General features: G+C 71.9%; 20 protein-coding genes. 10 read left to right on the top strand and 10 right to left on the bottom strand.

Going from position 1 to position 23,967, the window contains the following annotated elements:
* Positions 1–534: 534 nt before the first annotated feature.
* Positions 535–2,112: a S8 family peptidase gene (locus tag ABD932_RS26320; RefSeq protein WP_345015979.1), complete on the bottom strand. Its 1,578-nt coding sequence runs from the start codon at positions 2,110–2,112 to the stop codon at positions 535–537.
* A 204-nt stretch (positions 2,113–2,316) separates the two neighbouring features.
* On the bottom strand, positions 2,317–3,147 hold the full coding sequence (locus ABD932_RS26315; RefSeq protein ID WP_345015978.1) for an oxidoreductase: 831 nt from the start codon (positions 3,145–3,147) through the stop codon (positions 2,317–2,319).
* Between the two features lie 97 nt (positions 3,148–3,244).
* Here ABD932_RS26315 and ABD932_RS26310 point away from each other — a divergent pair, with 97 nt between their 5' ends.
* From ABD932_RS26310 to ABD932_RS26265, 10 genes are all read left to right on the top strand, one after another.
* Positions 3,245–4,147: a LysR family transcriptional regulator gene (locus ABD932_RS26310; protein ID WP_345015977.1), complete on the top strand. Its 903-nt coding sequence runs from the start codon at positions 3,245–3,247 to the stop codon at positions 4,145–4,147.
* Positions 4,148–4,309: 162 nt separating this feature from the next.
* Positions 4,310–4,624 (top strand): hypothetical protein, encoded by a 315-nt coding sequence (locus tag ABD932_RS26305; protein ID WP_345015976.1) that lies wholly within the window; start codon positions 4,310–4,312, stop codon positions 4,622–4,624.
* Positions 4,625–4,675: 51 nt separating this feature from the next.
* Positions 4,676–7,360: a glycosyl hydrolase family 65 domain-containing protein gene (locus tag ABD932_RS26300; RefSeq protein WP_345015975.1), complete on the top strand. Its 2,685-nt coding sequence runs from the start codon at positions 4,676–4,678 to the stop codon at positions 7,358–7,360.
* 64 nt (positions 7,361–7,424) lie between these two features.
* Entirely contained in the window at positions 7,425–9,131 is a 1,707-nt protein-coding gene (locus ABD932_RS26295) for a S1 family peptidase (RefSeq protein ID WP_345015974.1), read from the top strand.
* A 10-nt stretch (positions 9,132–9,141) separates the two neighbouring features.
* The gene (locus ABD932_RS26290) at positions 9,142–11,259 is read left to right on the top strand and encodes a serine/threonine-protein kinase (protein ID WP_345016422.1); all 2,118 of its coding nucleotides are present in this window, start codon (positions 9,142–9,144) and stop codon (positions 11,257–11,259) included.
* 114 nt (positions 11,260–11,373) lie between these two features.
* The gene (locus ABD932_RS26285; protein ID WP_345015973.1) at positions 11,374–12,828 is read left to right on the top strand and encodes a VWA domain-containing protein; all 1,455 of its coding nucleotides are present in this window, start codon (positions 11,374–11,376) and stop codon (positions 12,826–12,828) included.
* A 50-nt stretch (positions 12,829–12,878) separates the two neighbouring features.
* Positions 12,879–13,730 carry a hypothetical protein gene (locus ABD932_RS26280; protein WP_345015972.1) on the top strand — a complete coding sequence of 284 codons (852 nt, stop codon included), beginning with the start codon at positions 12,879–12,881 and terminating at the stop codon, positions 13,728–13,730.
* Positions 13,727–14,947, top strand: a complete 1,221-nt coding sequence (locus ABD932_RS26275) for an ABC transporter substrate-binding protein (RefSeq protein ID WP_345015971.1) — start codon at positions 13,727–13,729, stop codon at positions 14,945–14,947. The genes ABD932_RS26280 and ABD932_RS26275 overlap by 4 nt, the downstream gene beginning before the upstream one ends.
* Positions 14,948–14,985: 38 nt before the next feature.
* Complete coding sequence (locus ABD932_RS26270) at positions 14,986–15,375, top strand: CU044_2847 family protein (protein WP_345015970.1); 390 nt, start codon at positions 14,986–14,988, stop codon at positions 15,373–15,375.
* Positions 15,376–15,428: 53 nt separating this feature from the next.
* Positions 15,429–16,727, top strand: coding sequence for a phosphatase PAP2 family protein (locus ABD932_RS26265; RefSeq protein ID WP_345015969.1), 1,299 nt, complete (start codon positions 15,429–15,431; stop codon positions 16,725–16,727).
* A 24-nt stretch (positions 16,728–16,751) separates the two neighbouring features.
* On the opposite strand, the gene ABD932_RS26260 is transcribed toward ABD932_RS26265, so the two are convergent.
* The 8 genes from ABD932_RS26260 to ABD932_RS26225 are packed head-to-tail and all read right to left on the bottom strand — an operon-like array spanning position 16,752 to position 23,898.
* Positions 16,752–16,970 (bottom strand): acyl-CoA carboxylase epsilon subunit, encoded by a 219-nt coding sequence (locus ABD932_RS26260; RefSeq protein ID WP_345015968.1) that lies wholly within the window; start codon positions 16,968–16,970, stop codon positions 16,752–16,754.
* Positions 16,967–18,544 carry an acyl-CoA carboxylase subunit beta gene (locus ABD932_RS26255; protein WP_345015967.1) on the bottom strand — a complete coding sequence of 526 codons (1,578 nt, stop codon included), beginning with the start codon at positions 18,542–18,544 and terminating at the stop codon, positions 16,967–16,969. Before ABD932_RS26255 ends, ABD932_RS26260 begins: the two co-directional genes overlap by 4 nt.
* 19 nt (positions 18,545–18,563) lie before the next feature.
* Positions 18,564–19,097 (bottom strand): flavin reductase family protein, encoded by a 534-nt coding sequence (locus ABD932_RS26250; protein ID WP_345015966.1) that lies wholly within the window; start codon positions 19,095–19,097, stop codon positions 18,564–18,566.
* A 10-nt stretch (positions 19,098–19,107) separates the two neighbouring features.
* Positions 19,108–20,001, bottom strand: a complete 894-nt coding sequence (locus ABD932_RS26245; protein ID WP_345015965.1) for an MBL fold metallo-hydrolase — start codon at positions 19,999–20,001, stop codon at positions 19,108–19,110.
* On the bottom strand, positions 19,998–20,987 hold the full coding sequence (locus tag ABD932_RS26240; protein WP_345015964.1) for an aromatase/cyclase: 990 nt from the start codon (positions 20,985–20,987) through the stop codon (positions 19,998–20,000). The genes ABD932_RS26245 and ABD932_RS26240 overlap by 4 nt, the downstream gene beginning before the upstream one ends.
* Positions 20,984–21,244 (bottom strand): acyl carrier protein, encoded by a 261-nt coding sequence (locus ABD932_RS26235; protein WP_345015963.1) that lies wholly within the window; start codon positions 21,242–21,244, stop codon positions 20,984–20,986. The genes ABD932_RS26240 and ABD932_RS26235 overlap by 4 nt, the downstream gene beginning before the upstream one ends.
* A 24-nt stretch (positions 21,245–21,268) precedes the next feature.
* Positions 21,269–22,492, bottom strand: coding sequence for a ketosynthase chain-length factor (locus ABD932_RS26230; protein ID WP_345015962.1), 1,224 nt, complete (start codon positions 22,490–22,492; stop codon positions 21,269–21,271).
* On the bottom strand, positions 22,489–23,898 hold the full coding sequence (locus ABD932_RS26225; RefSeq protein ID WP_345015961.1) for a beta-ketoacyl-[acyl-carrier-protein] synthase family protein: 1,410 nt from the start codon (positions 23,896–23,898) through the stop codon (positions 22,489–22,491). Before ABD932_RS26225 ends, ABD932_RS26230 begins: the two co-directional genes overlap by 4 nt.
* Positions 23,899–23,967 lie beyond the last annotated feature (69 nt).

The raw sequence follows: 23,967 nt of genomic DNA, 5'->3' as shown, positions 1-23,967 counted from the left end.
GTACCGGGCTCCTGGGTCGGGCGGGGGTGCCGGGTGGCGGGAACTGGCGTGCGGCTGGGCGAATCGTAAGCGCGGGGCGAGGGGGGTTGTCATGCGGGTTTGCCTCCGATGGTGGGGCCGGGGATGCCTGCGGCGGCCGGTGCGGGTTCGGTGGGGGTGCGCGTTTGTGCCTGCGGCGCCTGTGCGGGTGGGGTGGGGGTGCGCGTAGCGCCTGCGGGTGGGTTGTGGGTCGGGGCCGTGCCGGGGGGTGTCCCCTTCCCGCCGTACGCGACTGCAGGCTCGTGGGGGTACGCCCATCCCCGTCGTATCGACTTCTCGGCGCCGGTCCAGGCAATCTCAGCCCGTCCGGCGTTTGAGGACGAGGCCCCTTCAGGGCCGAAGCGGGGGTCTGGGGCCGCAGGTCCCCAGCGGGCTCGCGCCAACGCCTGGAGCACCACGGGGGCCACGCGCCTCGTCCTCGCGGCGGGCTGGGTCACCGACCCGAGCTGTGCCGCGAGGACGAGGTGGATTACTGAGTCGGGGCCACGACGAGGGCTAGAACTGCAACGCCCAGGCGTCTATACGCCCCGTGTCCAGGTTCGCGTTGTCGCTGACGCGGAGCTTCCACGTGCCGTTGGCGGCCTCGGAGGAGGCGTTCACCGAGTACGTGGTGTTGATGTTGTCCGAACTGCCGCCGGTGCCGTACGACTTCAGCGTGTACGCCGTGCCGTCGGGGGCGATCAGCTGGACCTGGAGGTCGCCGATGTACGTGTGGACGATGTGGACCTCGACGGCGAGGGCCGAGGGCGCGTTGCCGGAGACGCCGGAGACCGTCACCGGGGACTCGACCGTGGAGTTGTCGGCGATCGCGTAGTCACCGGTGTTCTCGAAGCGCGGGCCGGGCGGGGTGGTCGTGCCGCCGCCGACGTAGAGGAGACGGTTGGGCGAGCCCGTGCCGGGGCTGGTGACGACGCCGGTCGTGGCGGCGGACGTCAGGGCCGAGGCGACCTGGGACGGGGTGGCCGAGGGGTTGTCGGCGAGGTGGAGCGCGGCCGCGCCCGCGACGTGCGGGGTCGCCATCGACGTACCGGAGATGGTGTTGGTCGCCGAGTCACTGGAGTTCCAGGCCGAGGTGATGGACGAGCCCGGTGCGAAGAGGTCGAGCACCGAGCCGTAGTTGGAGTAGCTCGCCTTGGCGTCGGACGAGGTTGTAGCGCCGACCGTGATGGCTTCGGTGACGCGTGCGGGTGACCTGGTGGAGGCGTTCGTCGACTCGTTGCCCGCCGCTACGGCGAAGGTGACGCCGGAGGCTATGGCGTTGCGTACGGCCGTGTCGAGGGCGGTGTCGGCGCCGCCGCCGAGGGACATGTTGGCGACGGCCGGCTTGACCGCGTTCTGGGCGACCCAGTCGATGCCGGCGACGACCTGGGCGGTGGTGCCCTGGCCGGAGTTGTTCAGCACGCGGACGCCGACGACCTTGGCCTTCTTGGCGACGCCGTACGCGCTGCCGGCGACCGTGCCCGCGACGTGCGTGCCGTGGCCGTGGCCGTCCTGGGCGGTGTTGTCGTTGTCGATGGCGTCGTAGCCGTAGGAGGCACGGCCGCCGAAGTCGCTGTGGGTGATGCGTACGCCGGTGTCGATGACGTAGGCCGTCACGCCCTGTCCGGCCGAGTCCGGGTAGGTGTACGAGCTGTTCAGCGGCAGGTTCTTCTGGTCGATGCGGTCCAGGCCCCAGGAAGGCGGGTTGGTCTGGGTCGCGTTGATGCCGAACGTGCGGTTCTGGACGACGGAGGCGACCGCCGGGTCGGCGGCGAGCGCCTTGGCCTGCGCCTCGGAGGCGTCGATCGCGTAGCCGTTCAGCGCCTTCTTGTAGGTGCGCTCGACGTCGGCGCCGTACTTCTCGACGAGGGCGCGCCCCGCCTGGGAACCCGAACGGGCGTGGTCCGCCTTGAGGGTCACGATGTAGCTGTCGGCCACGGCGTTCGCCGCGCCCGCGTACTGGATACGGCCCTCGGGAGCGGCCGCGGCGGGGAGAGCGGAGACGAGGCTCGCGGCGAGGGCCGCGGTGGCCGCCGCGCTGAGGGCGGCCAGTCTTCGCCGGGAGTCTCTTCGGGACTTACGCATCACTGCCATCTGAGGGGTCCTCCTCAATCGGTGGTGCGCTGGTGGGGGGTGCACGGGAGCGGAGTGAACTAGGGAGAAGGCAGGGACATGTCAATTCCCTGTGTCGCACCTGTGCGCCAGCCGAAAGATTGAGGCCTCCACAGGAATTGCACAAGGGCCCTGCAAGGAAAACGGGTCGGGGGCGGCTGAGCCGCCCCCGACCTCGTCTTCACCTCAGTCGTCGAAGGCCGTCGCCCGTGCGCTCTTCTCCCACGCCGCGACGTTCTCGCGGACCTGGTCGAGGTGGCCGAGGACCGCGTCGACGCCGTCGTCGCCGAGGGGCAGGCGCAGCGGGGTGCGGTCGGCCTCCAGCGCGGCCAGGATGAGGGCCGCCGCCTTCGCCGGGTCGCCGGGCTGGGTGCCGTCGCCGCCGGAGACGAAGTCGCGGGTCTGGCTCACCTTGGGGTACAGCCCGCTGTCGGAGCTGGCCCCGGCCCGCCCCGTCTCGAACAGCGAGGTCCGGAACGAACCCGGCTCCACGATCAGCACCTTGATGCCGAACTCGGCGACCTCGTCCGCGAGCCCCTCGGACATGCCCTCCAGCGCGAACTTGGTGGCGCTGTACGCCGAGAAGCCCGCGAAGGACATCTGCCCGCCCATGCTGCTCATCTGCACGATCGCTCCGGCCCGCCGCTCCCGCATGTGCGGAAGCACCGCGCGTGTGAGGGCGGCGGGCCCGAAGACATGCACATCGAACAGCTTGCGCAACTCGTCCTCGGTTGTCTCCTCGAATGCGCCCACATGGGTACGGCCCGCGTTGTTGACCAGCACGTCGATCCGTCCGTGCCGGGCGATCACATCCCGTACGGCGGCCTCGGCGGCCCCCGTGTCCCCGACGTCCAGCCGCAGCGCCTCGACCTGGTCGGGGTGGGCGGCCACGAGATCGTCCAGCCCCTCGGGCCGCCGTACGGCACCCACGACCACGTCGCCCTCGGCGAGCGCCGCCTCCGCGATGGCCCGCCCGAAACCGCTGCTCGCGCCGGTGATCAGCCACACCCTGTTCATGACAGCTCCTCGTTTTCGCGGCTTGCCCGCTTGGGTGGATCCAGCCTGCCGCCGTGCCCGGTTGCGCGTCCAAGACCCACGCTGATAACCGATGGTTATGACGATGGACGTTCATGTGCGCGATCTGCGCTACTTCGTGACGGTGGCCGAGGAGCTGCACTTCACCCGCGCGGCCGAGCGGCTGTACGTCTCCCAGCCCGCGCTCAGCAAGCAGGTACGGGCGCTGGAGCGGCAGTTGGGCGTGGAGCTGTTCCGCCGGGATCCGCAGGGCGTCACGCTCACCGACGCCGGTACGGCACTGCTGCCGCACGCGCGGCGGGTGCTGGACGCCTGGTCGGAGGGGTCGGCGGCGATGGAGGCTGCCCGGGCCGCGGCGCGCGGCACGCTGGTGGTCGGCATGAGCACCAGTCCTGGCCGCGGCGGCCTGCTCCCGGCGATCCGCTCCCGCTTCACCGCCGACCACCCGGACACGGTGCTGCGCCTGCGCCAGGTGAGCTGGCAGGACCCCACGGCGGGCCTCGCGGACGGCGACGCGGACGTGGCCTTCGTCTGGCTGCCCCTCCCGGACGCCGACCGCTACGGCTGGACGGTGATCGCGCAGGAGCCCCGCCTGGTCGCCCTCCCGGAATCCCATCCGCTCGCGGCCCGTACGGAGGTCGACTTCGCCGACCTCGCCGACGAGCCGTTCCTCGCCCTGCCGGCGGCTGCCGGGCCGTTGCGCGACTACTGGCTGGCGCTGGAGGAGCGGGGAGGCCGGCCGCCGCGCATCGGGGCGGAGATCGCGAGCACGGAGGAGACGTACGAGGCGCTCGTCGCCGGTCTCGGTGTCTGCCTGGTCGCGACGGGCAACGCCCCGCTGATCACCCTGGGCGGGGTGGTGACGCGTCCGGTGCGGGGGATCTCGCCGAGCCGGTACGCACTGGCGTGGCGGGCCGAGGACGTGGGGCGGCCACTGGTGCGGGCGTACGCGGAAGCGTGCCGACGGGTGTCGGGCCCATGACATAGCATCAACTTTCCCTCCACAGCCCTCACTTCACTTACTCCAGCGAGACCCCTGCCATGGCAGACAGCGAGACGCCGCCTTCTCCCGCGCCCTCTCCCTCGCCGTCCCCCACGCCCAGGCCCTCGGGTCGACCGGCAGGGGGCCGCGTTCTCGGCGAGCGTGCGGACGGACACCGAGAACCCCGACGCGACGCTCTTCGGCAAGCCGTTCTCGGCCGAGGAGATGAAGCAGCTCATCGGCCCGCCCAAGGACCTTCGCCCCTACAGCGCGACCCACGACGCACTAGGTGTCTTCGTCGCCGACGTCTGGCAGGAGGCCATGGGCGTCGAGATCAAGGGATACGCCCAGGTCTGGCTGGTTCTCCGAACTCGGCATCGAGGAATGCGCCCCCACGCCGCCGACGTCCGCACCCTGCCGCTAGGCCGTGATCCAGGCCCACGCCCTCCCTGCCCCACCTCACCCCATACGTGGTAATTCCCGGCGAATCTTCCCCCGTTACCCCTTCCACCCCGCATCGTCGACGACGTGACGAAGCCCCACCTCCTCGCCCACCTGCTGGCCGCCGCGCTCCTCCTCCCGCTCCAGCCACTCCATCCCGTACAGCCTCTCCATCCCGTCCACCCCGTCCGTCCCGCCGGTCCCGTCCTTCCCCTCCACTCCGTCTCGCCGGCACACGCCGCCCTCCACTCCCCCGCCAACGCCTGCGAAGCCCCCGGCTGGGCACCGGCCGCCACCCGGATCGACCCGAAGGACGCCCACCACCCCTACGTCGGCAACGGCTACCTCGCCACGCGCATCCCGCCCACCGGCACGGGCTACGCCGCCTCCGGTGAGAAGACCGGCTGGCCCCTGTACACCCCGCGCTACGACGGCACGTTCGTCTCCGGTCTCTACGGCCGCGGCCCCGAGCACACGGCAGGCCGCGAGGCCCTCGCCGCGCTGCCGAACTGGACCGGCCTCGACGTCAGGGCCGGTGGCGAGACCTACGGCGCCCGCAGCCGCGTGACCGGCTACCGCCAGACCCTCTCGCTGCGCTGCGGCTACCTCCGCACCACTCTCACCTGGACCACCCCCGACGGCCGCCGCACGGATCTCGCGTACGACGTCCTCACCTCCCGCGACGACCCGCACACCGCCGCCGTACGGCTGCGCGTCACCCCGCACTGGGACGGCGAACTCACCCTCACCGACCGCATCGACGGCCGCGGCGCCCGCCGGATCACCGGGACCGGGGCGGGCCGCGTCGACGGGCGCACGATCGCCGTGGCGTTCCGGACGCAGGCCACCCGGATCGACGGAGCGGTCGCCTCCACGTTCCACGCGCCGCCCGGCGGACGGCGACAACTCCGCGGTAGCGCACAGGATCTGAGTGTCAGTCAGGCCGTGGATGTGCCCGTCCGCGCCGGACGCACCTACACCGCCACCAAGTTCGTCGGCGTCGACACCGCGCTCACCTCCCGCGACCCCCGTTCCGCCGCCCGCGAGGCCGCGCACCGTGCCGCCGGGCGCGGCTGGACGGCGCTGCTCGGCTCGCACAGCGTCGCCTGGCGTGCCCTGTGGACGGCCGACATCGAGGTGCCGGGCCGTCGTGACCTGCAGCTCTGGGTGCGCTCGGCGCAGTACGGGCTGCTGTCGTCGCTGCGGGCGGGTGCCCGCGACAGCATCGGCCCGACCGGGCTGACCAGCGACAACTACGCGGGCATGGTGTTCTGGGACGCGGAGACCTGGATGTTCCCGGCGCTGCTCGCCATGCACCCCGAACTCGCCCGCCCGGTCCTGGAGTACCGGTACCGCACCCGCGCGGCCGCCGCCGACAACGCGGCGAGGACGGCGGTGAAGGGCCTGTTCTACCCGTGGACGAGCGGCAGCCGCGGGCGGCTGTGGAGCGAGTGCCAGAGCTGGCAGCCGCCGCACTGCGTGACCCAGAACCATCTCCAGGGCGACATCGCGCTGGCCGCCTGGCAGTACTACCTGTCCACCGGCGACCTCGGCTGGCTGCGCGACCGGGGTTGGCCGCTGCTCGACGGGATCGCGCGTTACTGGGCCTCGCGGGTCAGCGAGAACCCCGACGGCTCGTACTCGGTCAAGGAGGTGGCCGGTCCCGACGAGTACAGCAACGGTGTCACCGACGGCGCGTACACCAACGCCGTCGCCGCGACCGCCCTGCGCGCCGCGACCGACGCGGCCCGCGACCTGGGCACGCCGGCCCCGGCCGACTGGGCGCGCATCGCCGGGCGGCTGCGCATCCCGTACGACCCGAAGCGGCGGATCTTCCTCCAGTACGACGGCTACGACGGGGCCACCGTCAAGCAGGCCGACACCGTGCTGCTCGTGTATCCGCTGGAGTGGCCGATGCCGCACGGCGCCGCGGCTGCCACCCTCGACCACTACACCGCCCGCACCGATCCGGACGGCCCGGCCATGACCGACTCGGTGCACGCGATCGCCGCGGCCGCGACCGGCGAGCCGGGCTGTGCCGCGTACACCTTCCTGCGGCGCGCCTACCAGCCCTTCGCGCGGGGCCCGTTCGCGCTGTTCTCGGAGTCGCGCGGCGAGAAGGCGGGCGCCGCCGACCCGCTCGCGGGCTCCCCGGCCCAGGACTTCCTCACCGGCAAGGGCGGCTTCCTGCAGGTCTTCACGCACGGCCTGACGGGCCTACGGCCGCGCCCGGACGCCCTGCACCTCGACCCGACGCTGCCGCCCCAGCTCTCGGACGGGGTACGGCTGTCGGGGCTGCGGTGGCGGGGCCGGACGTACGACGTCTCGATCGGGCCGGAGATCACCACCGTGCGGCTCCGCTCGGGTGCACCCGTCCTGCTGGACACCCCCGAGGGCCGCTACACGCTCTCCGGCACGGTCACCCTCAAGACCCGCCGCCCCGACCTCGCCCACACCCCCGACCTGGCCCGCTGCCGCCCGGCGACGGCGACCTCGGCCGAGCCGGGGCTGTACGCGGAGGCGGCCGTGGACGGCAGCGCGGCCACCGTCTGGTCGCCGGCTGCCGAGCGCGCCGCTCTCACGGTCGACCTGGGGCGGGCGATCGACGTCCGCTCCGTGCTGCCGAGTTGGCGGCAGCGGCCGGAGTCGTACGGCGTCGAGGTCTCGGCGGACGGGCGGGCGTGGCACCCGGTGGACGGGAGGGCCGTGCGGTATGTGCGGGTGAGTGTGCGCGGGGAGGCCGGGCTGGCCGAACTCGACGTTCGCACCTGAGTGCGGGTCCATGGCGGCTTGACAACTCGGGTGCATGTGGCGGCTGTTGCCATACCGTGGGCATATGGCCCTGCATCACCACAAGGACCGTCCGTGGCGCGTGAGGGTGGACGACGAGGACGGCACGCCCTGTGGCGCCGGGGTGCTGCTCGACGACCGCCATGTGCTCACCTGTGCACACGTCGTCCGGTACGCCGGAGCGGCGCCCGGGGGCACCACGCGTCACGTGCGGATCAGCAGTGTGGCGTGCCGGCCGGAGTGGACCCGCCCCGCGCATGTGGCACCCGGGACATGGGTGCACGAGGACGGCACGCAGCGCGGCGACGTGGCGCTGCTCGAACTCGACGAGCCGGCCGGGTGCGGCACCCGGACCACGCTGTGGAAGGCGCCCATCTCCGGCGGCACGGTGCGCGTGTACGGCTTTCCCCATGCCGATCCGCTCGGCATGGGGGCCGACGCGCAGCTCGCGGGGTCCGGCGGGCGGGAGGGCGAGTGGGGGCTGATGAAGCGGGTGCGCCTGGGCGACCCGTGGATCGAGCGGGGGTATTCGGGCGCCGGAGTGCTGGCGCGGGGCGGCGAGTTCGACGGGCGGGTCATCGGCATCGTGGTGGCCGACTTCGTCGACGGCGACGCGAAGGCGGCCTGGATGCTGCCGACCGAGACGGTGCTGATGTATCTGCCCCGGATCGGGGAGCTGGGGTTCGTCGAAGGAGACCCCGCCGACGAACTGGGGCGCTCCCGGGGCGCGTTGGCGGAGGACGTACTGGACGACCCGCTGCGGCTCGCCCTGACGCAGGAGCTCACCCGGCAGCTCGACAGCGGCCGGCCGGGCACCGTCGTCGTCGGCACCGGCGGCACGACCGCGGTCGGCGACTCCTGGCTGGTGCGCCTCGTACGCACGGCCGACCCGGCGTCCCGGGCCACCGTCTCCGACGCGGAACTCACCGGCGCGCCCGGCGACACGGTGCTCGGCCTGGGCGCCATCGACGCGGCCTACGACGCGCGCGGCAAGTCGGTCGCCGACGTGTGCGGCTACCTCGCGCGCCGGTTCGGGCTCCCGAACGGGGACGCCGACGCGCTGGCGTGGCAACTGCTGCGGCGCAGGCCGCCCGCCTGTCTGGTGGTGGGCGGCGTCGACCGGGCCGAGGACCCGGAGGCCCTCGTCCGGGAGCTGCTGGGGACGTTGGCCGAGCGGGCCCGGTCGCGGGGGCTGCGTCTCGTGCTCGGCTTCGAGGGAGCGCCGCCCCAGGGCCTCGCCCACGACGTGTCCCTCGACCCGGAACCGATCCGCGGATCCGTCGTCGGGAGCGTGAGCACCGCACAGGCCCAGCGGGTCGTCGGCCGGCTCGCCGGCGAGGAGGACGCCGCCGCCGCGCTGGACCAGGAGTGGGGCGTACGGTTCTTCGACCCGCCCCGGCTGCCGCCCCGCATCGCGCCCCGGCTGCGGGTCCGGCTGGCCGTCGCCCGCGCCACGGAACCCAGCCCCGAACTCACCGCGGTGCACGACCGGGCCGTCGCGGCCCGCGCCGCAGTGGCCGACTTCGACCGCGCCCTGCGCCGGATGGTCGAAACCCACCAGGACCTCTCCTCGACCCTGGAACTGCACCGCGTACGAGCCGCCCGGTACTTCGGCGACGAGGACCGCCGCCTCGCCGAACTCCACGCCCCCGCCGCCCGGGCACTGCAGACGGTGCCGATCAGGCTGGTGGACGCCCGCCGGGCGGTCCGCCGTTACACCGACGAGGTCAACCGCCGTATCGAAGAAGGGTGACGCCGTGCGGATGTGCAATCGCCCCGACTGCGGCCGTGGCGAGATCGACCAGCAGGGCTTCTGCGAGGTGTGCGACCGCGAGCGACTGCCGCAGGACCGCGCCACGGCGCCGGTCCGCGTCCCGGAACCGGTGCGGGGCACGGGCGGGGGCGTGGCACAGGTGCGGCCGGACCCCTGGTACGGCCTCGGACTGGTCGATTCCGATCAGGGTCCCGACGCCCCGGAGGAGCCGCCCCGCTCGGCGGAGCCGATCGCCGAGGAGCACCGCTTCTGCCCCAACCCCGACTGCGAGCTGCCGGTCGGCCGTGGGCGCGACGGCGAGCCGGGCCGTACGAGGGGCTACTGCCCGGAATGCGGCACGGGCTTCGACTTCACCCAGCCCGACGGCCGTACCGTCGCCGGCCGCTACGACCTCGAACGCGTCCTCGGCGCGGGAGCGTTCGGCGCGGCCTACCTCGCCCACGACCGCAACCTCGCCGCCCACGTCGTCCTCAAGGCCCTGCACAGGTCGGTCGCCGAGACCGCCCTGCACGAACGGGACGTACTGGTCGGGCTCCGGCACGACAGCATCGTGCGCATCCTGGGCTACGAGCCCGAGGGGCCGCACCTCGTCCTGGAGTACGTTCCCGGCGTGGCGCTCTCGGCGCGCGACGGCGACCGGCTGGAGACCCTCCTCGCGCACGGTATCCGCATCCTCCAGGCGCTCGACTACCTGCACGCCCGGGGCCTGCTGCACTGCGACGTCAAACCCCTGAACATCATGCGGTTCCGGGAGCGGAGCCCGGCGGGCGCGCTGGACCAGGTGCGGCTGATCGACTTCGGCGCGGTGCGCCGCCAGCGCGACGAGGGGCCGGTCGTGGCGTACACCCCGGCGTACGCGCCCCCGGAGAGCGACCCGGAGCATCGGCACCCGACCCCGGGCTTCGATCTCTACTCCCTGGGCATGACGCTGCGCTCGGTGTGCCGCGCCCGCTGGACCGACCGCTCGTTGCCCGGCGTCGACTCGCTCCATCTGCTGCTGGAGCGGGCCACGGACACCGAGCGGCCGGCGCGGCGGTTCGTGTCGGCGCGGCAGTTCGCGGAGCAGCTCAGCGGTGTCGTCCGGCAGGTCGTGGCAGCCGCGCCGACCCATCGTCAGGTGGCCCGCCCGTCGGCCCTGTTCGGTTCGATGCCGCATTCCCTGCACGGCGGTCTCGGGGCGGCCCGGCCGCTCGCCCACTGGGTCGAGGCGCGGCCCGGCGAGGACGCGGCTCTGGCGATGCGGGCGCCGTTCTCCTCCCCCGAGCCCGGCGACATCGCGACCGCGCTGCCGACCCCGTTGTCCGATCCCGACGCCCCGGACATGGCGGGCTCGACCATGCGGGCCCTGGGCGAGAGCCGGCACGCCCTGAGCCGAAGGGACCCGGAGCTGGCCGAGCGGGCGCTGGCGGCGGCGGGCCTGGACGACTGGCACTGGCTGCACGCCTGGTACTCCGGCCTGATCGCGCTGGCCCGTGAGGACATCCGGTCGGCCACGACGGCGTTCACCACAGTACGCAGAGCCGTTCCCGGCGAGCTGATACCGCAACTCGCCCTCGGCCTGTGCGCCGAGCTGCGGGGCGACCTGGACGCCGCCGGCTCGCACTACGGCGCGGTCTTCGACACGACCCCGGCGCTCGGCGCGGCCGGCTTCGGCCTGGCCCGTGTCCATCTGCTGGCCGGCGACCGGACGCAGGCGGTGGGCACCGCCGTACGGCTGGCACAGGAGTTCCGCTACGAACGGCAGGCGCGCGTGGCGGCCGTACGACTGAGCGTCATGTTCCTCGACGGGCCTGCCCACCCGGCGCCCACGCGGGACGACCTGGAGCGGGCCGCGGCGGGCCTGGCCGGCCTCGACATGGACAGGGCGGCGCGCGCCGGACTGCGCGCCGAGATCCAGTACGCGCACTTCCTGCACCACCGCGACCGCGCGCAACTGTCCGACGCGGTCCGCGAACTCGGGCGGCACGCGCCCACCGAGCGCGAGTACGTCGCGCTGGTGGACCTCGCGAACCGGCTGCGTCCCCCACTTCGGTGGAGATGGGCCGGACGACGTGCCAGAACCGGTCATTCCCGTTTCGGAGGAAGACCCACAACGCTAAGCTCCTGATACGCCAAGTAGCGGACGCATCCACGCTCCGTAAGGGACACGGGGACACGCAGAGGGACACACAGGGACACGCAGCGACGCGATCGGGTGGTGCCGGTGGGGGACAGCTCGCCCTTGGGACTCAGCTTTGCCCTGGAAGTGGACGCACCCCCGGATCTGGCCTACGACGAGCAGCGTGCGGACGCCCTCATCACCGTCACGGCACGCTCCGCGACGGACGCGGCGGACGCCTTGCCGGACACCCCGGGCGCCGAAATCCTCATCATGGACCGGTCGTTGTCCATGTCCGGCCGCAAGCTGGACGAGGCGAAACGCGCGATGTGCGCGGCCATCGACACCCTCCGGGACGGCACGCTCCTGGGCATCGTCGCGGGCAACCACAGGGCCGACGTGATCTTCCCGGCCACCGGGGGTCTCGCCCGCGTCGACGCCCTGACACGGGAGGACGCCAAGCTCCGCGTCGTCGGCCAACTCGCCGAGGGCGGTACGTCGATCGGCTCCTGGCTGGCCTGCGCGCAGCGTCTGTTCACCTCGGTGACGACGCACACCGTGCGGCACGCCGTGCTCTACACGGACGGCAAGGACGAGCACGAGACGCCCGAGCAGCTCGGCGACGTACTCACCACGTGCACCGACCAGTTCGTCTGCGACGCCCGAGGGCTGGGCAGCGACTGGCACTATGCCGAGCTGCTCCGCATCACCGAGGCCCTGCACGGCACCGCCGAGGCCGTTGTCACCGTCTCCGACCTCACCGAGGACTTCACCCGGCTCCTGCGGCAGGCGCAGCGCATCGTCGTGCCCCGGGTGTATCTGGGCCTGCGCCTCAACGACCGTTTCCAGCTCGCGTTCGTACGCCAGACCCGCCCCGTGGAGGCGGAACTGACGGCACGTGGGCAACACGACCGCGAGACCCATGTCCCCCTGGGCTCCTGGTCCCCGGAGACCCGCCAGTACCAGGTCTCCCTCCGCTTCGACCCGCACACCCTGACCGTCGACGAGCCCCTGCGTGCCGCCCGGATCACCCTGCACGCCGAGCGCCCCGACGGCACCCGCCGGCCCTGCTCCGAAACGGCGGCCATGGTCGTACGCCGTCGCTCGACACCCGGCTTCGGCATCCCCCGCTCGCCCCACCTCACCCGGGTCGAGAACGAACGCGAACTCGGCATGGCCATGCGCGCCTGCGCCGACGCCCATCTGCGCGGCGACCTCCCCCGCGCCGACCACGAACTGCGCCTCGCGACCGGTCTGGCACAGGACCTCCGCGACACCGCACGCCTGCGCCTGCTGCGCGCCCTGGCCACCACCGGCCCCGACGGCAGGCTGCGGGTGCGGCCGGACGTCTCCCGGGCGGAGATCCAGCGGATCGGGGTGGACTCGACGAAGACGGCGGCGGCGCCGATGGACTTGGCCGACGCGGTCGAACTCCCGGTGCGCGACGCCTCGTCGGGGCCGCGAGAGTGCCCGCGCTGCGGTACGGCATCGTCGTCGGCGTCGGCGAAGTTCTGCGAGGAGTGCGGCTTCCGGCTCGGGGACGGGACGTTCGGCCGTGGGCCGGTGGACGCGTCGTGAGGGTGCGATGGCGTGCGTTCCGGACGAGGCTGCGCGCATCCCATCCGATCGTGGTCCTGCGGTGGCTGAGGGCGGGCATGCTGGGGATGGTGGCCCTGACCGCGTTGCTGTATGTCGTGGTCGCCAATCGGGCGGGGGATCAGGCGGAGGCGGTTCGTCGCACGCACGAATCCATCGAGGACATCGTCGCCGCGCAGGAACACGCCGACAAGGCGATGAACGCGCTGGGCGTCGCCATCCGCGCCGACGCGGAAACCCTGATCGGTCCCGGCTCCGACTTCACGAACCGCACCACCCAGGTGAGCACCCTCCTCACCTCGGCGGCTGAAGGTAACGCGAACAAAGACGAGGGGCTGCGCGACTTCCAGTTCGTCCAGGGCCAGTTGACCACGTGCGTGCAGTTGGCCAACAGAGTCGCGAGCGCAGGTCAAAAGTGCATGTCGGCGCCGCACGCGCTGGTGCCCGACAAGAAGACGAAGGACCCCAGGGACAAGAACAAGGTCGATTTCACAGGGGGGCTCATCCAATCACTCAATGACCTCGCGGTGAACGAAAGAACGGCCCTGGAACAGCAGGGCAGGACACACTGGCTGAACCCTCACGTTCTGTGGCCCCTGCTCACCGTCCCGGTGGCCGTCATGCTCCTGCTGGTCTGTGGGACCGGCTACGTCGTCGCCCACCACTTCCGCCAGTACCCCAGCCCCGCGCTCGGCCTGGCACTGCTGCTGACCGCGTCCGTCGCCGTCACCACATGCCTGCGGTGCAGGGACGGCGGGGCTGACGAATGGGTCATGGCGATCATGCTGCCGCTGCTGGTCGCCGCCGGTGCGCTCACGTACCTGGGCTTCAAGCACCGTCTCGCCGAGTACAGGTTCCCCCCACTCATGAGAAGGCAGACGTGAGGAGGCTGACGGCACCACTCGTGCGCCGCGCCCTGGTTCTCGGACTGCTCCTGACGGCGGTCGGGTGCGGCGATGAGGAAAAGGACCGGGTGACCATCATGGTTCCCTGGACCGGGACCGAGTTCGAAGCTTTCCACTCGCTCATCGACGCCTTCGAGAAGAGCCACCCCGGCATCGACGTCCAACCGCAGGTGACCCGCGACCTGACGCCCCAGCTAGACGCCGCGGGCGCGGCGCCCGACCTGGCCGTGCTGCCGAGTGTGGGAGCACTCACGAAGTTCCGGAACGACAAAAGACTTCAACCGATCGAGATCGACACGAAAGCGTTCGTACAGCCGTTCCGCGAGCTGGCCATGCACGGCGATGTCGTCTACGCGGTCCCCGTCAAGGCCGACGTCAAGAGCCTCGTCTGGTACGACCCCGAGGTGATCGTCCCGCCGCCTCCCAACACCTGGGCCGCCCTGGCATCCCGGCCCGAGTCCTGGTGTCTCGGCCTGGCGTCCGGTCCGACCTCCGGCTGGCCCGGCGCGGACTGGATCGCGGACATCCTGCTCGCCGAGGAGGGCGTCGACGTCTACAAGGACTGGGCGTCGGGGACTCGGGAGTGGAAGTCGCAGCCGGTCGCGGAGGCGTGGTCCACCTGGCGCGACCTCATCGACAAGAACGAGAAGGAGCTCTCAGAGGCGTCCGTCCTCACATTCGACAAGGCCACGGAGGACATGAAGGACGACACCTGTTCCTTGAGCCACGGCGCGCTGTCCGCCCAGGACTTCGAGGCGGACCAGGTGAGGACGTACACCTACGTGAAACCGCCCAAGGGTCAACCGCTGGAGGTGTCGGCGGACTTCGTCGTGAAGTTCACCGGCGACGACAGCGCCGAGGAGTTCGTTCGCTATCTGGCGACGGCGAAGGCCCAGCAGGCCTGGGCGGACGCGCCCGGATTCGCGCTCTCCGCCCACAAGGACGTGACGCGCTACGGGAACAGCACGCAGGGCCAGGTGGCCGCCATGCTCCGCTCCGGCCACACCCTCTGCTTCAGCGCCGCCGACGCCATGGACCCCGATGTCTCCGCCGCCTTCTACCGGGCCGTCCTGGAATACGTGAACGGCGCGGACCTGAAGGGTCTTCTGGGAGCACTCGACAGAGTCCGGCAGAGGTTGGGAACGGACGACTCGCCTCCGTCCACCCCGCTCTGCGGCACCCCGAACCAACCCTGACCCGCCGCCCCACCACCCACTCCGCCCCAAGGAGCGCCATGCCGGACGCAGTCCAGTTCACCCTCTCCGACGGCACCGTCGTCCTCGTCGCCCCACCCGCCCGCGCGGGTACCGGGGCGGTGGGACTCGGGACACGGCTGGAGAGCGCGGCACAGTCCCTGCGCGAGGCGCTCGCGCCGGTCACCGCGGCCGCGTCCGATGTGATCGGCGGGTTCCGGTCCCTCGCCCAGCGACCCGACGAGGTGGAGGTCGCCTTCGGCGTCGTCCTGGACGCGAAGCTCGGCGCGGTCCTGTCGAGCGCCAGTGCCGGCGCCCACCTGGACGTCACGCTCCGCTGGAACGGCACGGACGTGACGCCGGACACGTCCCGGGATAACCACACACATCGCTCCGATAACATGATCGGCCTAACTGACGATCCCTCTTAACCACTAACAAATCGGCCGATCACTTGATATCTATATGGCGTCAACCACGGGCGGTGCTCTGGGCCACGGTGGGTGTGGCAACCCTCGGATCCCTCATAGCGCTGGAGATCGCCGCGCGTCGCCTGGGCATACCGGGGCCGATCACCCTTCAGGCGCGAGAGGCGATATTCGCCCCGAAATCGGGATTCCTGCTGTACGCCGGTATGGCGTTGACGATGGTGGTGCTCACCCGGCGGCAACGCTTCATCGCGGTCGGCACCGCGCTCGGCATCGACGCCACCGTCTTCGTGGTGCGGTGGGCGATCGGCGCCAGGGTGACCGAAGGCCACCCGTTCGGTAACGGCGCGTTGTGGGTGGTCCTCGGCGTGGCGGTGATCGCGGTCACACGCCGCACGGGCCGCGAACGCGTCCTGCTGCTGAAGGGCGTCGCGCTGGGCCTGCTGCTGGTGGCCGGCCGCAAGACCGGTGACACCTGGCTGCTCATCACGGCGAAGACCCGCCCGACGGTGCTCGACCCGTATTTGGCCGTCGCCGATCACGCACTGGGCAACCCGTCGTGGCTGGTGGGCCGGATCGTCAGGGCAACCGGCCCGGTCGGCGCCCATGTTCTCGACTACGTCTACGTTCAGCTCGCGGTGGCCGCGGTCGTCGTCGCGCTGTACCAGCTGCGGCATGTGGCGGCCGAGCGCCGCTTCCCGCGCCACCATCTGGTGCGCACCTTCCTGGTGATAGGCCTCCTCGGGCCGGGCATCTACATGATCTTCCCGGTGGTCGGACCGATCTTCGCCTACGGCCCGGGCGCCTTCGGAACCGGCGGCGTGCACTGGGCGACGGCCAACATCTGGCCGGAGACGGCACCGCCGATCACTCCCCCGTACTCGATGCCGTTCGACGGGATCACTCCCCGCAACTGCATGCCCAGCCTGCACACGGCGTGGGCCACCGCGATCTTCATTCACACCCGAAAAGGCCCACGCGTTCTGCGTTTTGCGGGAACGTTCTGGTTGATTGCCACACTGGGCGCGACGCTGGGCTTCGGCTATCACTACGGCGTCGATCTCATCGCCGGCGTGGTGTTCACGCTTACGATCGAGGCCGCTCTGCGCTCGCAGGCACGTGGCTGGGACCGTTCCGGAATCCAACTGGTCGCTTATGGTGCGGCGGTGTTCGTCGCGCTCTTGCTTTCCTATCGCTATCTGCCGATGGAGATGGCCCGAGTTCCGTGGGTGTACGGACCACTTCTCATTCTGGCGATGATCTCCGTGATCTACGGCTATGTACGGACCACCAGACTGTGGGAGCCGAAGGCGGTGCCGGCACCGCAGGCGGCACCGCAGCCCGAGTTGGTCTGAGGCCGGTCGGCCGCCGCCGCGCCGTCAGCCGGACTCCTGCCAGCTGTGCGGCGCGCGGAACCCGGGCGTGCGTTCCAGTCGGCGCCAGCCCGCCGTGCCGGCGGCGCAGTCCCCCGGGGCGGGCTCGGGCAGGGCGGCGGCCCGCGCCAGGAGGACCGCGGTGAGTGCCGCGATCTCCTCGGCGCTCGCCCGGCCCTTCTCGACGCGGAGTTCGGCGGCGACCGCGCCGACCGTCGCGCTCACTGCGGCGGGTTGCCGTGCTTGCGCGACGGCAGGTCGGCGTGCTTCGTACGCAGCATCGCGAGCGAGCGGATCAGGATCTCGCGGGTTTCCGCCGGGTCGATGACATCGTCGACCAGGCCCCGCTCGGCCGCGTAGTACGGGTGCATCAGCTCGGACTTGTACTCCTTGACCATCTCGGCGCGCTTGGCCTCGGGGTCGTCGGCCGCGGCGATCTCGCGCCGGAAGATGACGTTGGCCGCGCCTTCCGCGCCCATCACCGCGATCTCGTTGGTCGGCCAGGCGAAGGTCAGATCGGCGCCGATGGACTGGGAGTCCAGCACGATGTACGCGCCGCCGTAGGCCTTGCGCAGCACGATGGAGACGCGGGGGACGGTGGCGTTGCAGTAGGCGTAGAGGAGTTTCGCACCGTGGCGGATGATGCCGCCGTGCTCCTGGTCCGCCCCGGGCAGGAAGCCCGGCACGTCGAGCAGGGTGACGATCGGGATGTTGAAGGCGTCGCACATCGTCACGAAGCGGCCGGCCTTCTCCGAGGCCGAGATGTCCAGTACCCCGGCCAGCGTCTGCGGCTGGTTGGCGACGATGCCCACCACCTGGCCGTCCAGCCGGGCGAGGCCGCAGACGATGTTCCGGGCCCAGCGCTCGTGGACCTCCAGCCAGTCGCCGTCGTCGACGAGTTCCTCGATCACCTTGTGCATGTCGTACGGCTGGTTGCCGTCCTGCGGCACGAGGTCGTAGAGCGTGGAGGTGAGTCGGTTCGCCGGGTCGTCCGAGGGGTGGACGGGCGGGTTCTGCCGGTTGTTGGAGGGCAGCAGGGAGAGCAGGTAGCGCACTTCCGCCAGGCACGTCTCCTCGTCCTCGTACACGAAGTGCGCCACCCCGGACGTCGTGGCGTGCACATCCGCACCGCCCAGCGCGTTCTGGGTGAGCTGAGCGCCGGTGACGGCGCTGACCACGTCCGGGCCGGTGATGAACATCTGCGCGGTCTCGCGCACCATGAACACGAAGTCCGTCAGCGCCGGCGAGTACGCCGCGCCGCCCGCGCACGGGCCGAGCATCACCGAGATCTGCGGGATCACCCCCGAGGCACGGGTGTTGCGCCGGAAGATCCCGCCGTAGCCGGCCAGCGCGGACACGCCCTCCTGGATCCGTGCCCCGGCCCCGTCGTTGAGGCTCACGAGCGGAGCGCCCGCCGAGAGCGCCATGTCCATGATCTTGTGGATCTTCGCGGCGTGTGCCTCGCCGAGCGAGCCGCCGAAGATCCTGAAGTCGTGCGCGTAGACGAAGACCGTCCGGCCGTCGACCGTGCCCCAGCCGGTGATCACGCCGTCGGTGTACGGCCGTTTGCGCTCCAGCCCGAAGCCGCTCGCCCGGTGCCGGCGCAGCTGTTCCACCTCCTGGAAGGAGCCGGGGTCCAGCAGGAGCGCGATCCGCTCCCGGGCCGTCAGCTTCCCTCTGGCGTGCTGCGCCCGGGTCGCCTGCTCCCCCGGGCCGGCCTCGGCCTGCGCCCGGATCCGAGCAAGGCCGGCCAGGTGCTCGCCGGTCAGCTCGCCGGTCACCTCGTCGGTCACGGACATGGTTCCTCCTCAACTCTCCTCAGCCGGCGTGCGCGTGCGCGCCCCGCTCGGCGGCGGACAGGCAGGCGCCCGTCCCCGAGCACAGGGCGGCGAACCTGCGGTCCACGTAGACCGCGGGCGCCCCCTTCTCCTCGACGTGCACGGACTGGACCTCGCCGAGCAGGATGATGTGGTCGCCCGCCGGGTAGCGCTCGTGGACCGTGCACTCGACGACCGCGAGCGCTCCGTCGAGCACGGTCGCGCCCCGTGCGGTGCGGACGAACTCCCCGCCCGCGAACTTGTCCGCGGACTTGCGCGCGAAGCGCATCGCCAGCTCGGTGTGGTCGTCGCGCAGCACGCTCACCGCGAACTCGCCGCAACTGTCGAACACGGGAAAGGAGTTGGCCGTACGGGCCAGGCAGACCAGCGCGAGCGGTGGCTCCATCGAGACGGACACGAACGAGCTGGCGGTGAAACCGTGCGGGACTCCCCCGCGGTCGTGGGCGGTCACGAGCGCCACCCCGGCCGGCACCCGGGCCATGGCGTCCCGGAGCATTCCCTGGTCGGCGGCCATCTTCGACTCCTTAAGCGAGGCAGGTGGGCAGCCGCCCACCGTTGTAGGCGACCAGCTCCGAGAAGATCTCCATGGCGTCCCGCGGCGGTGTGCCCAGCAGCTCCTCGTGCGCCCGGTGCAGGTTCGCGACGAGGCGCTCCGCGTCCAGCAGGTCGGCGTAGGCGCCGAGGTCCGCCTCGCGCGCGGCCTCGAGCGGTGTCAGTCCGCTGTCGGCCGCGTAGGCGGCAAGCCGCTGGACCCAGCGCAGGTACTCCCGGTTGGCGTCGAGCACCTCGGGTCCCGCCACCGGGCCGTGCCCGCCGACGACCACCTCGGGCTCCAGCTCCGCCAGCCGGTCGAGCGCGGCCAGCGTGCCGGACACCGAACCGAAGAGCACGAACGGGGTGACGCCCGACATGACGATGTCCCCGGCGAACAGCACCCGTTCCTCGGGCAGCCAGACCACCACGTCGTGGTCGGTGTGCGCGGGGCCGACGCAGAGCAGTTCGGTCCGTCGCTCGCCGACGTGCACGGTGAGCTGGTCGCGGAAGGTCACCGTCGGCGGCGTCACCTCGATCTCGCCCCAGTCGACGCGCGGCCAGAGCCCGGTGAGGGCCAGGCCCGTCGTCACCATGGCGGTCCGCATGTCCTCGTGCGCGATGATCTGCGTCCCCGGCGGGAAGACCTGGTTGCCGAACGCGTGGTCGCCGTGGAAGTGGGTGTTGACCACGGTGCGGCCGGGGCCCGCGGCGAGCTTGTCGACCGTCTCGGCCAGCCGCCGCGCCCTCGGGATCGTCGACAGCGTGTCGACGACGAGCGCGCCGTCGCCGCCCACGACGATGCCCGCGTTGCTGACACACCAACCGCCGGGGGCCTGCTCGTAGGCGTAGACCCCCTCGGCGACCTCATGGACGGCGGCCGTCATGGCGCCGGCCTGGCGGCAGCGGCGGCCGAGGCTGCAGCTGCAGCTGCAGCCGCGTGGTTGAGCGTGGCCCGGCTGTTGGCGCCGAGCGCCTCACGCAGATAGGCGCGGGCGTCGGCGACGGTCGTGCCCTCGCCCAGGACCTCTTCGATCCGGGTCGGGTCGATCGCCACGGTGTGGCGGGCGGTGACGGTGTCCTTCTCGTTCTTGTCGTTCTTGTCGTTCTTGTCGAACAGCCAGGCGCCGCTGTGTCCGGTGAGCAGGGCGGGCGGGACGAGTTGCTTGTACACGATGCTCTCGCCCGGGAAGCAGAGCCGGATCGAACGGGTCGTGTGCGTGCTGCCGTCGGCGGTGACGGTCTCCATGGTCATGTCCTGAACGCCGGGGGATCCGGTGTCCGCCGCCTCCTCGGTCAGCGTCACCTTCCCCACGTGCGGCAGCCGGTCCGGCCACAAGTCGCTGCGCTCGATGAAGGCGTAGACGTCGTCCCCGGACGGCACCTGGAGCGTGTCCTCGAACGTGAACAGGAGCTCCTCGACCGGGAATTGCCGCTCCGCGAGCCGGGCCAGCGCGGCCAGCTCCTTCTCGCTGTTCACGTCCAGCGCCGCGCGCAGCCCCGGCAGGGCGGCCTCGTCGACCGCGGCGAAGTCGTGGGTCAGCACGACCTCGGTGCCGTCGCCGTCCCGCCGGAACTCCCAGCTCCCGCCCATCGAGGCGATGGGCGGCTGGGTGCGCTCCTGGCGGAAGGTGACCCGCAGGGCATCGGGATCCAGCGTCCGACGGGACGTCCAGGTCTTCACCTGTCCGGCCACGCTCGCCCAGATCTGGAAGCGTTCCGTGCCCTGGCCGCGCTCCAGGATCCGCACGTGCACCGCGGGTTCGAAGACGGCCGGCCAGAGCTCGGCCCGCGCGACCAGCTCGTACAGCCGGCGCGCCGGGGCCGGGGTCCTGAGGGTGTGGACCACCCGGTGTTCTCCCGGCCGGCTCATGCTGCCTCGGCCAGCGCGCCGTTGACCAGGTCGAGCAGTTCCCGAGGCGTGTCGACGCGGGCCGCGATGTCGTCGGGGATGGCCACGTCGTAGCTGCTCTCGAGCCGCGCGGCGGTCTCCATCAGGGCGAGCGAGTCGTAGCCGATGGTCTCGAAGCGGGTGTCGAGGATGTCGCCGGACAGGTCCGTTCCGTCCGCCTCACCGGCGCATTCGATGAGGATGCGGCGCAGGTCGTCGATGGTCAGCAGAGTTGCCATTGCTGTCTCCAGTTCTCAGTTTCGTCAAGGGGTCGGTACGGGACGGCGCAGGACGACCGCCGAGTTGAAGCCCCAGCGGCCCCTGGCCAGAACCAGGGCGGTGCGCAGGGGCGCGGTGCGCGGTTCGCCGAGCACCAGGTCGATGCCGTACTCCTGCGGTACGGAGCGCACTCCCGCGGTCGGCGGGATCACGCCTTCGCGGAGGGACATCAGGGCTGTGACCACGTCGAGCGGGCCGCCGCCGGAGTAGAGGCGGCCCGTCGTGGTCTTCGGGACGGTGACGGGCACGCCGTGGCTGCCGAACACCTGGCCGATGGCCCGGGCCTCGGCGGCGTCCAGCTCGGGCACGCCCGCGCCGTCGGCGAACACGACGTCGACGTCCTCGGGGCCGAGCCCGGCGTCGGTCAGCGCGAGCCGGATCGCGCGCTCCAGGCCCGGGGGCCGTCCGGAGCCGGGGGCGGGGTCGAAGGTCGAGGCACAGCCCGCGAGTTCGCCGTACGCGTCGTGCCGGCCCCGGGCCTCGGCCGCGGCGCTGTCCTCCAGGACGAGGATGGCGCCGCCCTCGCCCGGGACGTAGCCGGCCGCCTGCTCGTCGAAGGGCAGATAGGCCCTCGCCGGGTCGGTGGCGGTGCTGACCCGCCCGCCGGCGAGCTGCGAGACCCAGCCCCATGGGTCGAGTGCCGAGTCGACCCCGCCGGAGACCACGAGCGGCGTGCCGCGGCGGATCGTGCGGCGGGCGTGGGCGAGGGCGTCCAGGCCCCCGGCCTGCTCGGCGACCAGGGCGCTGCTCGGGCCGCGCATGCCGTGCCGGATGGAGATCTGGCCGGTGTTCACCGCGTAGAACCACGCGAAGGACTCGTAGACGCTGACCGACTTGGGGCCCTCGGTCCACAGTTTGCGGAACTCGCGGTGCGTGAAGTCGAATCCGCCGCAGGCGTTGGCCGTGACCACGCCCATGTCGTAGTCGGTCAGCGACTCCGGGTCGGCCTTCGCGTCCTGAAGTGCCCAGGCCGCGGCGGTCAGCGCGAGCCGTGTGGAGGGGTCCGTCTGCGGCAGCAGGCGGCCCGGGACGTGGTCCGGCGCGTGGAAGTCGTCGATCTGGCCGGCGAGCGTGGCCGGGTACCGGCTCACGTCGAAGCGGGTGACCGGGCCGAGGCCGAAACGGCCGGCCAGCACGGCCTCCCAGTACGGCTCCAGGCCGAGGCCGTTGGGTGCGGCGACGCCGACTCCGGTGATGAGGACGCTCATGCGATCGCCCCCGCCGCCTCGGCGCTGCGCAGGACCATCGCGCTCTGGAAGCCGCCGAAGCCGCTGCCCACGGTGAGGACGGTTCCGAGCTTCCGCTCCCGCGCTTCGAGCGGGACGTAGTCGAGATCGCACTCGGGGTCGCTGGTGTGCAGGTTCGCGGTCGGTGGCACCACGCCGTGTTCCAGGGCGAGCACGCTGGCCGCGATCTCCAGCGAGCCGATCGCGCCGAGCGAGTGGCCGACCATGGACTTGATCGAGCTGACCGGGGTGCGCCGGGCGTGATCGCCGAGTGCGCGCTTGTACGCCGCGGTCTCGTGACGGTCGTTCTGCCGGGTGCCGGAGCCGTGGGCGTTGATGTAGTCGATGTCCGTGGCGTTGCTGCGGGACTCGTCGAGGGCGACCCGGATGGCCTCGGCCATCTCGCGGCCGTCGGCCTTCAGCCCCGTCATGTGGTACGCGTTGCAGCGCGTCGCGTACCCCGGGATCTCGGCGTGGATGCGGGCGCCGCGGGCCAGCGCGCTGTCGTAGTCCTCCAGGACGAACATCGCGGCTCCCTCGGCCAGTACGAAGCCGTCACGCGTGCCGTCGAACGGCCGCGAGGCGTGCTCCGGGTCGTCGTTGCGCGACGTGGTGGCCCGGATCGCGTCGAAGCAGGCGACGACGATCGGGGTGATCGGGGTGTCGGCGGCCCCCGCGAGCATCACGTCGGCGCTGCCCTCCTCGATCAGCCGCACCGCGTGTCCCACGGAGTCCAGGCCCGAGGTGCAGCCGTTGGAGACCATCGCGACCGGGCCCTCGGCGCCGACCGCCCAGGCCACTTCGGCCGGCATGACGCTGGGCACCAGGTAGTCGAACATGTGCCGGGACAGCCAGTCGGCGTCGACCTCCCACTCACGGCCGGAGTCCGACAGCAGCAGATACTCGCGTTCCAGGCTGGTCGCGGCGGCCACCGCGCTGCCGAGGCTGACCCCGACCCGGGTGGGGTCCAGGCGATCGAACTCGAGCCCGCTCGCGGCGACGGCCTCCCGGGCACAGGCCACGGCGAACTGCGAGGCCCGGTCCATCCGGTCGAGCTCCCGCGGGCCGAAGCCCTCGGCGACCGGGTCGAAATCGGCTTCCGCGGCGACCTGCGAACGGTAGGGCGAGGGGTCGAAGAACGAGATCCGGCGCGTCGCCGTCCGCCCCGAGGTGAGCAGTTCCCAGAACTGCCGCGTGCCGTTCCCGCCCGGGGCGCGGACGCCGACGCCCGTGATGACGACTCTGCGCTTCAATCCGAACAGCTCCTTCGGTGAGTTCGTCCGGTGGTCGTCGTCATCGTGGGCCCCGTGGCTCGAAAGCGGCTCGAAGGCCGATACGGAGCCCCTCGACGCCGGATCCACCGCCGCGGCGTCCCAGCCGCGCCCCACTCCCCTTCGACCGCCGCTCGAGTCCGGCGCCCAAGGCTGGGCAGGTGAGGGACCACTAAGCAGGGAGAG

The sequence above is a fragment of the Streptomyces shaanxiensis genome, from assembly GCF_039537145.1.
Lineage (GTDB): Bacteria > Actinomycetota > Actinomycetes > Streptomycetales > Streptomycetaceae > Streptomyces > Streptomyces shaanxiensis.
Note: the sequence above shows the minus strand (reverse complement) of the source record. Positions and strands in the feature narration are given on the sequence as shown.

Coding starts and splice junctions, on each gene's coding strand:
- ABD932_RS26320 (WP_345015979.1), bottom strand. CDS start 2,112: ATGGCAGTGATGCGTAAGTCCCGAAGAGACTCCCGGCGAAGACTGGCC.
- ABD932_RS26315 (WP_345015978.1), bottom strand. CDS start 3,147: ATGAACAGGGTGTGGCTGATCACCGGCGCGAGCAGCGGTTTCGGGCGG.
- ABD932_RS26310 (WP_345015977.1), top strand. CDS start 3,245: ATGACGATGGACGTTCATGTGCGCGATCTGCGCTACTTCGTGACGGTG.
- ABD932_RS26295 (WP_345015974.1), top strand. CDS start 7,425: ATGGCCCTGCATCACCACAAGGACCGTCCGTGGCGCGTGAGGGTGGAC.
- ABD932_RS26290 (WP_345016422.1), top strand. CDS start 9,142: ATGTGCAATCGCCCCGACTGCGGCCGTGGCGAGATCGACCAGCAGGGC.
- ABD932_RS26270 (WP_345015970.1), top strand. CDS start 14,986: ATGCCGGACGCAGTCCAGTTCACCCTCTCCGACGGCACCGTCGTCCTC.
- ABD932_RS26255 (WP_345015967.1), bottom strand. CDS start 18,544: ATGTCCGTGACCGACGAGGTGACCGGCGAGCTGACCGGCGAGCACCTG.
- ABD932_RS26250 (WP_345015966.1), bottom strand. CDS start 19,097: ATGGCCGCCGACCAGGGAATGCTCCGGGACGCCATGGCCCGGGTGCCG.
- ABD932_RS26245 (WP_345015965.1), bottom strand. CDS start 20,001: ATGACGGCCGCCGTCCATGAGGTCGCCGAGGGGGTCTACGCCTACGAG.
- ABD932_RS26240 (WP_345015964.1), bottom strand. CDS start 20,987: ATGAGCCGGCCGGGAGAACACCGGGTGGTCCACACCCTCAGGACCCCG.
- ABD932_RS26235 (WP_345015963.1), bottom strand. CDS start 21,244: ATGGCAACTCTGCTGACCATCGACGACCTGCGCCGCATCCTCATCGAA.
- ABD932_RS26230 (WP_345015962.1), bottom strand. CDS start 22,492: ATGAGCGTCCTCATCACCGGAGTCGGCGTCGCCGCACCCAACGGCCTC.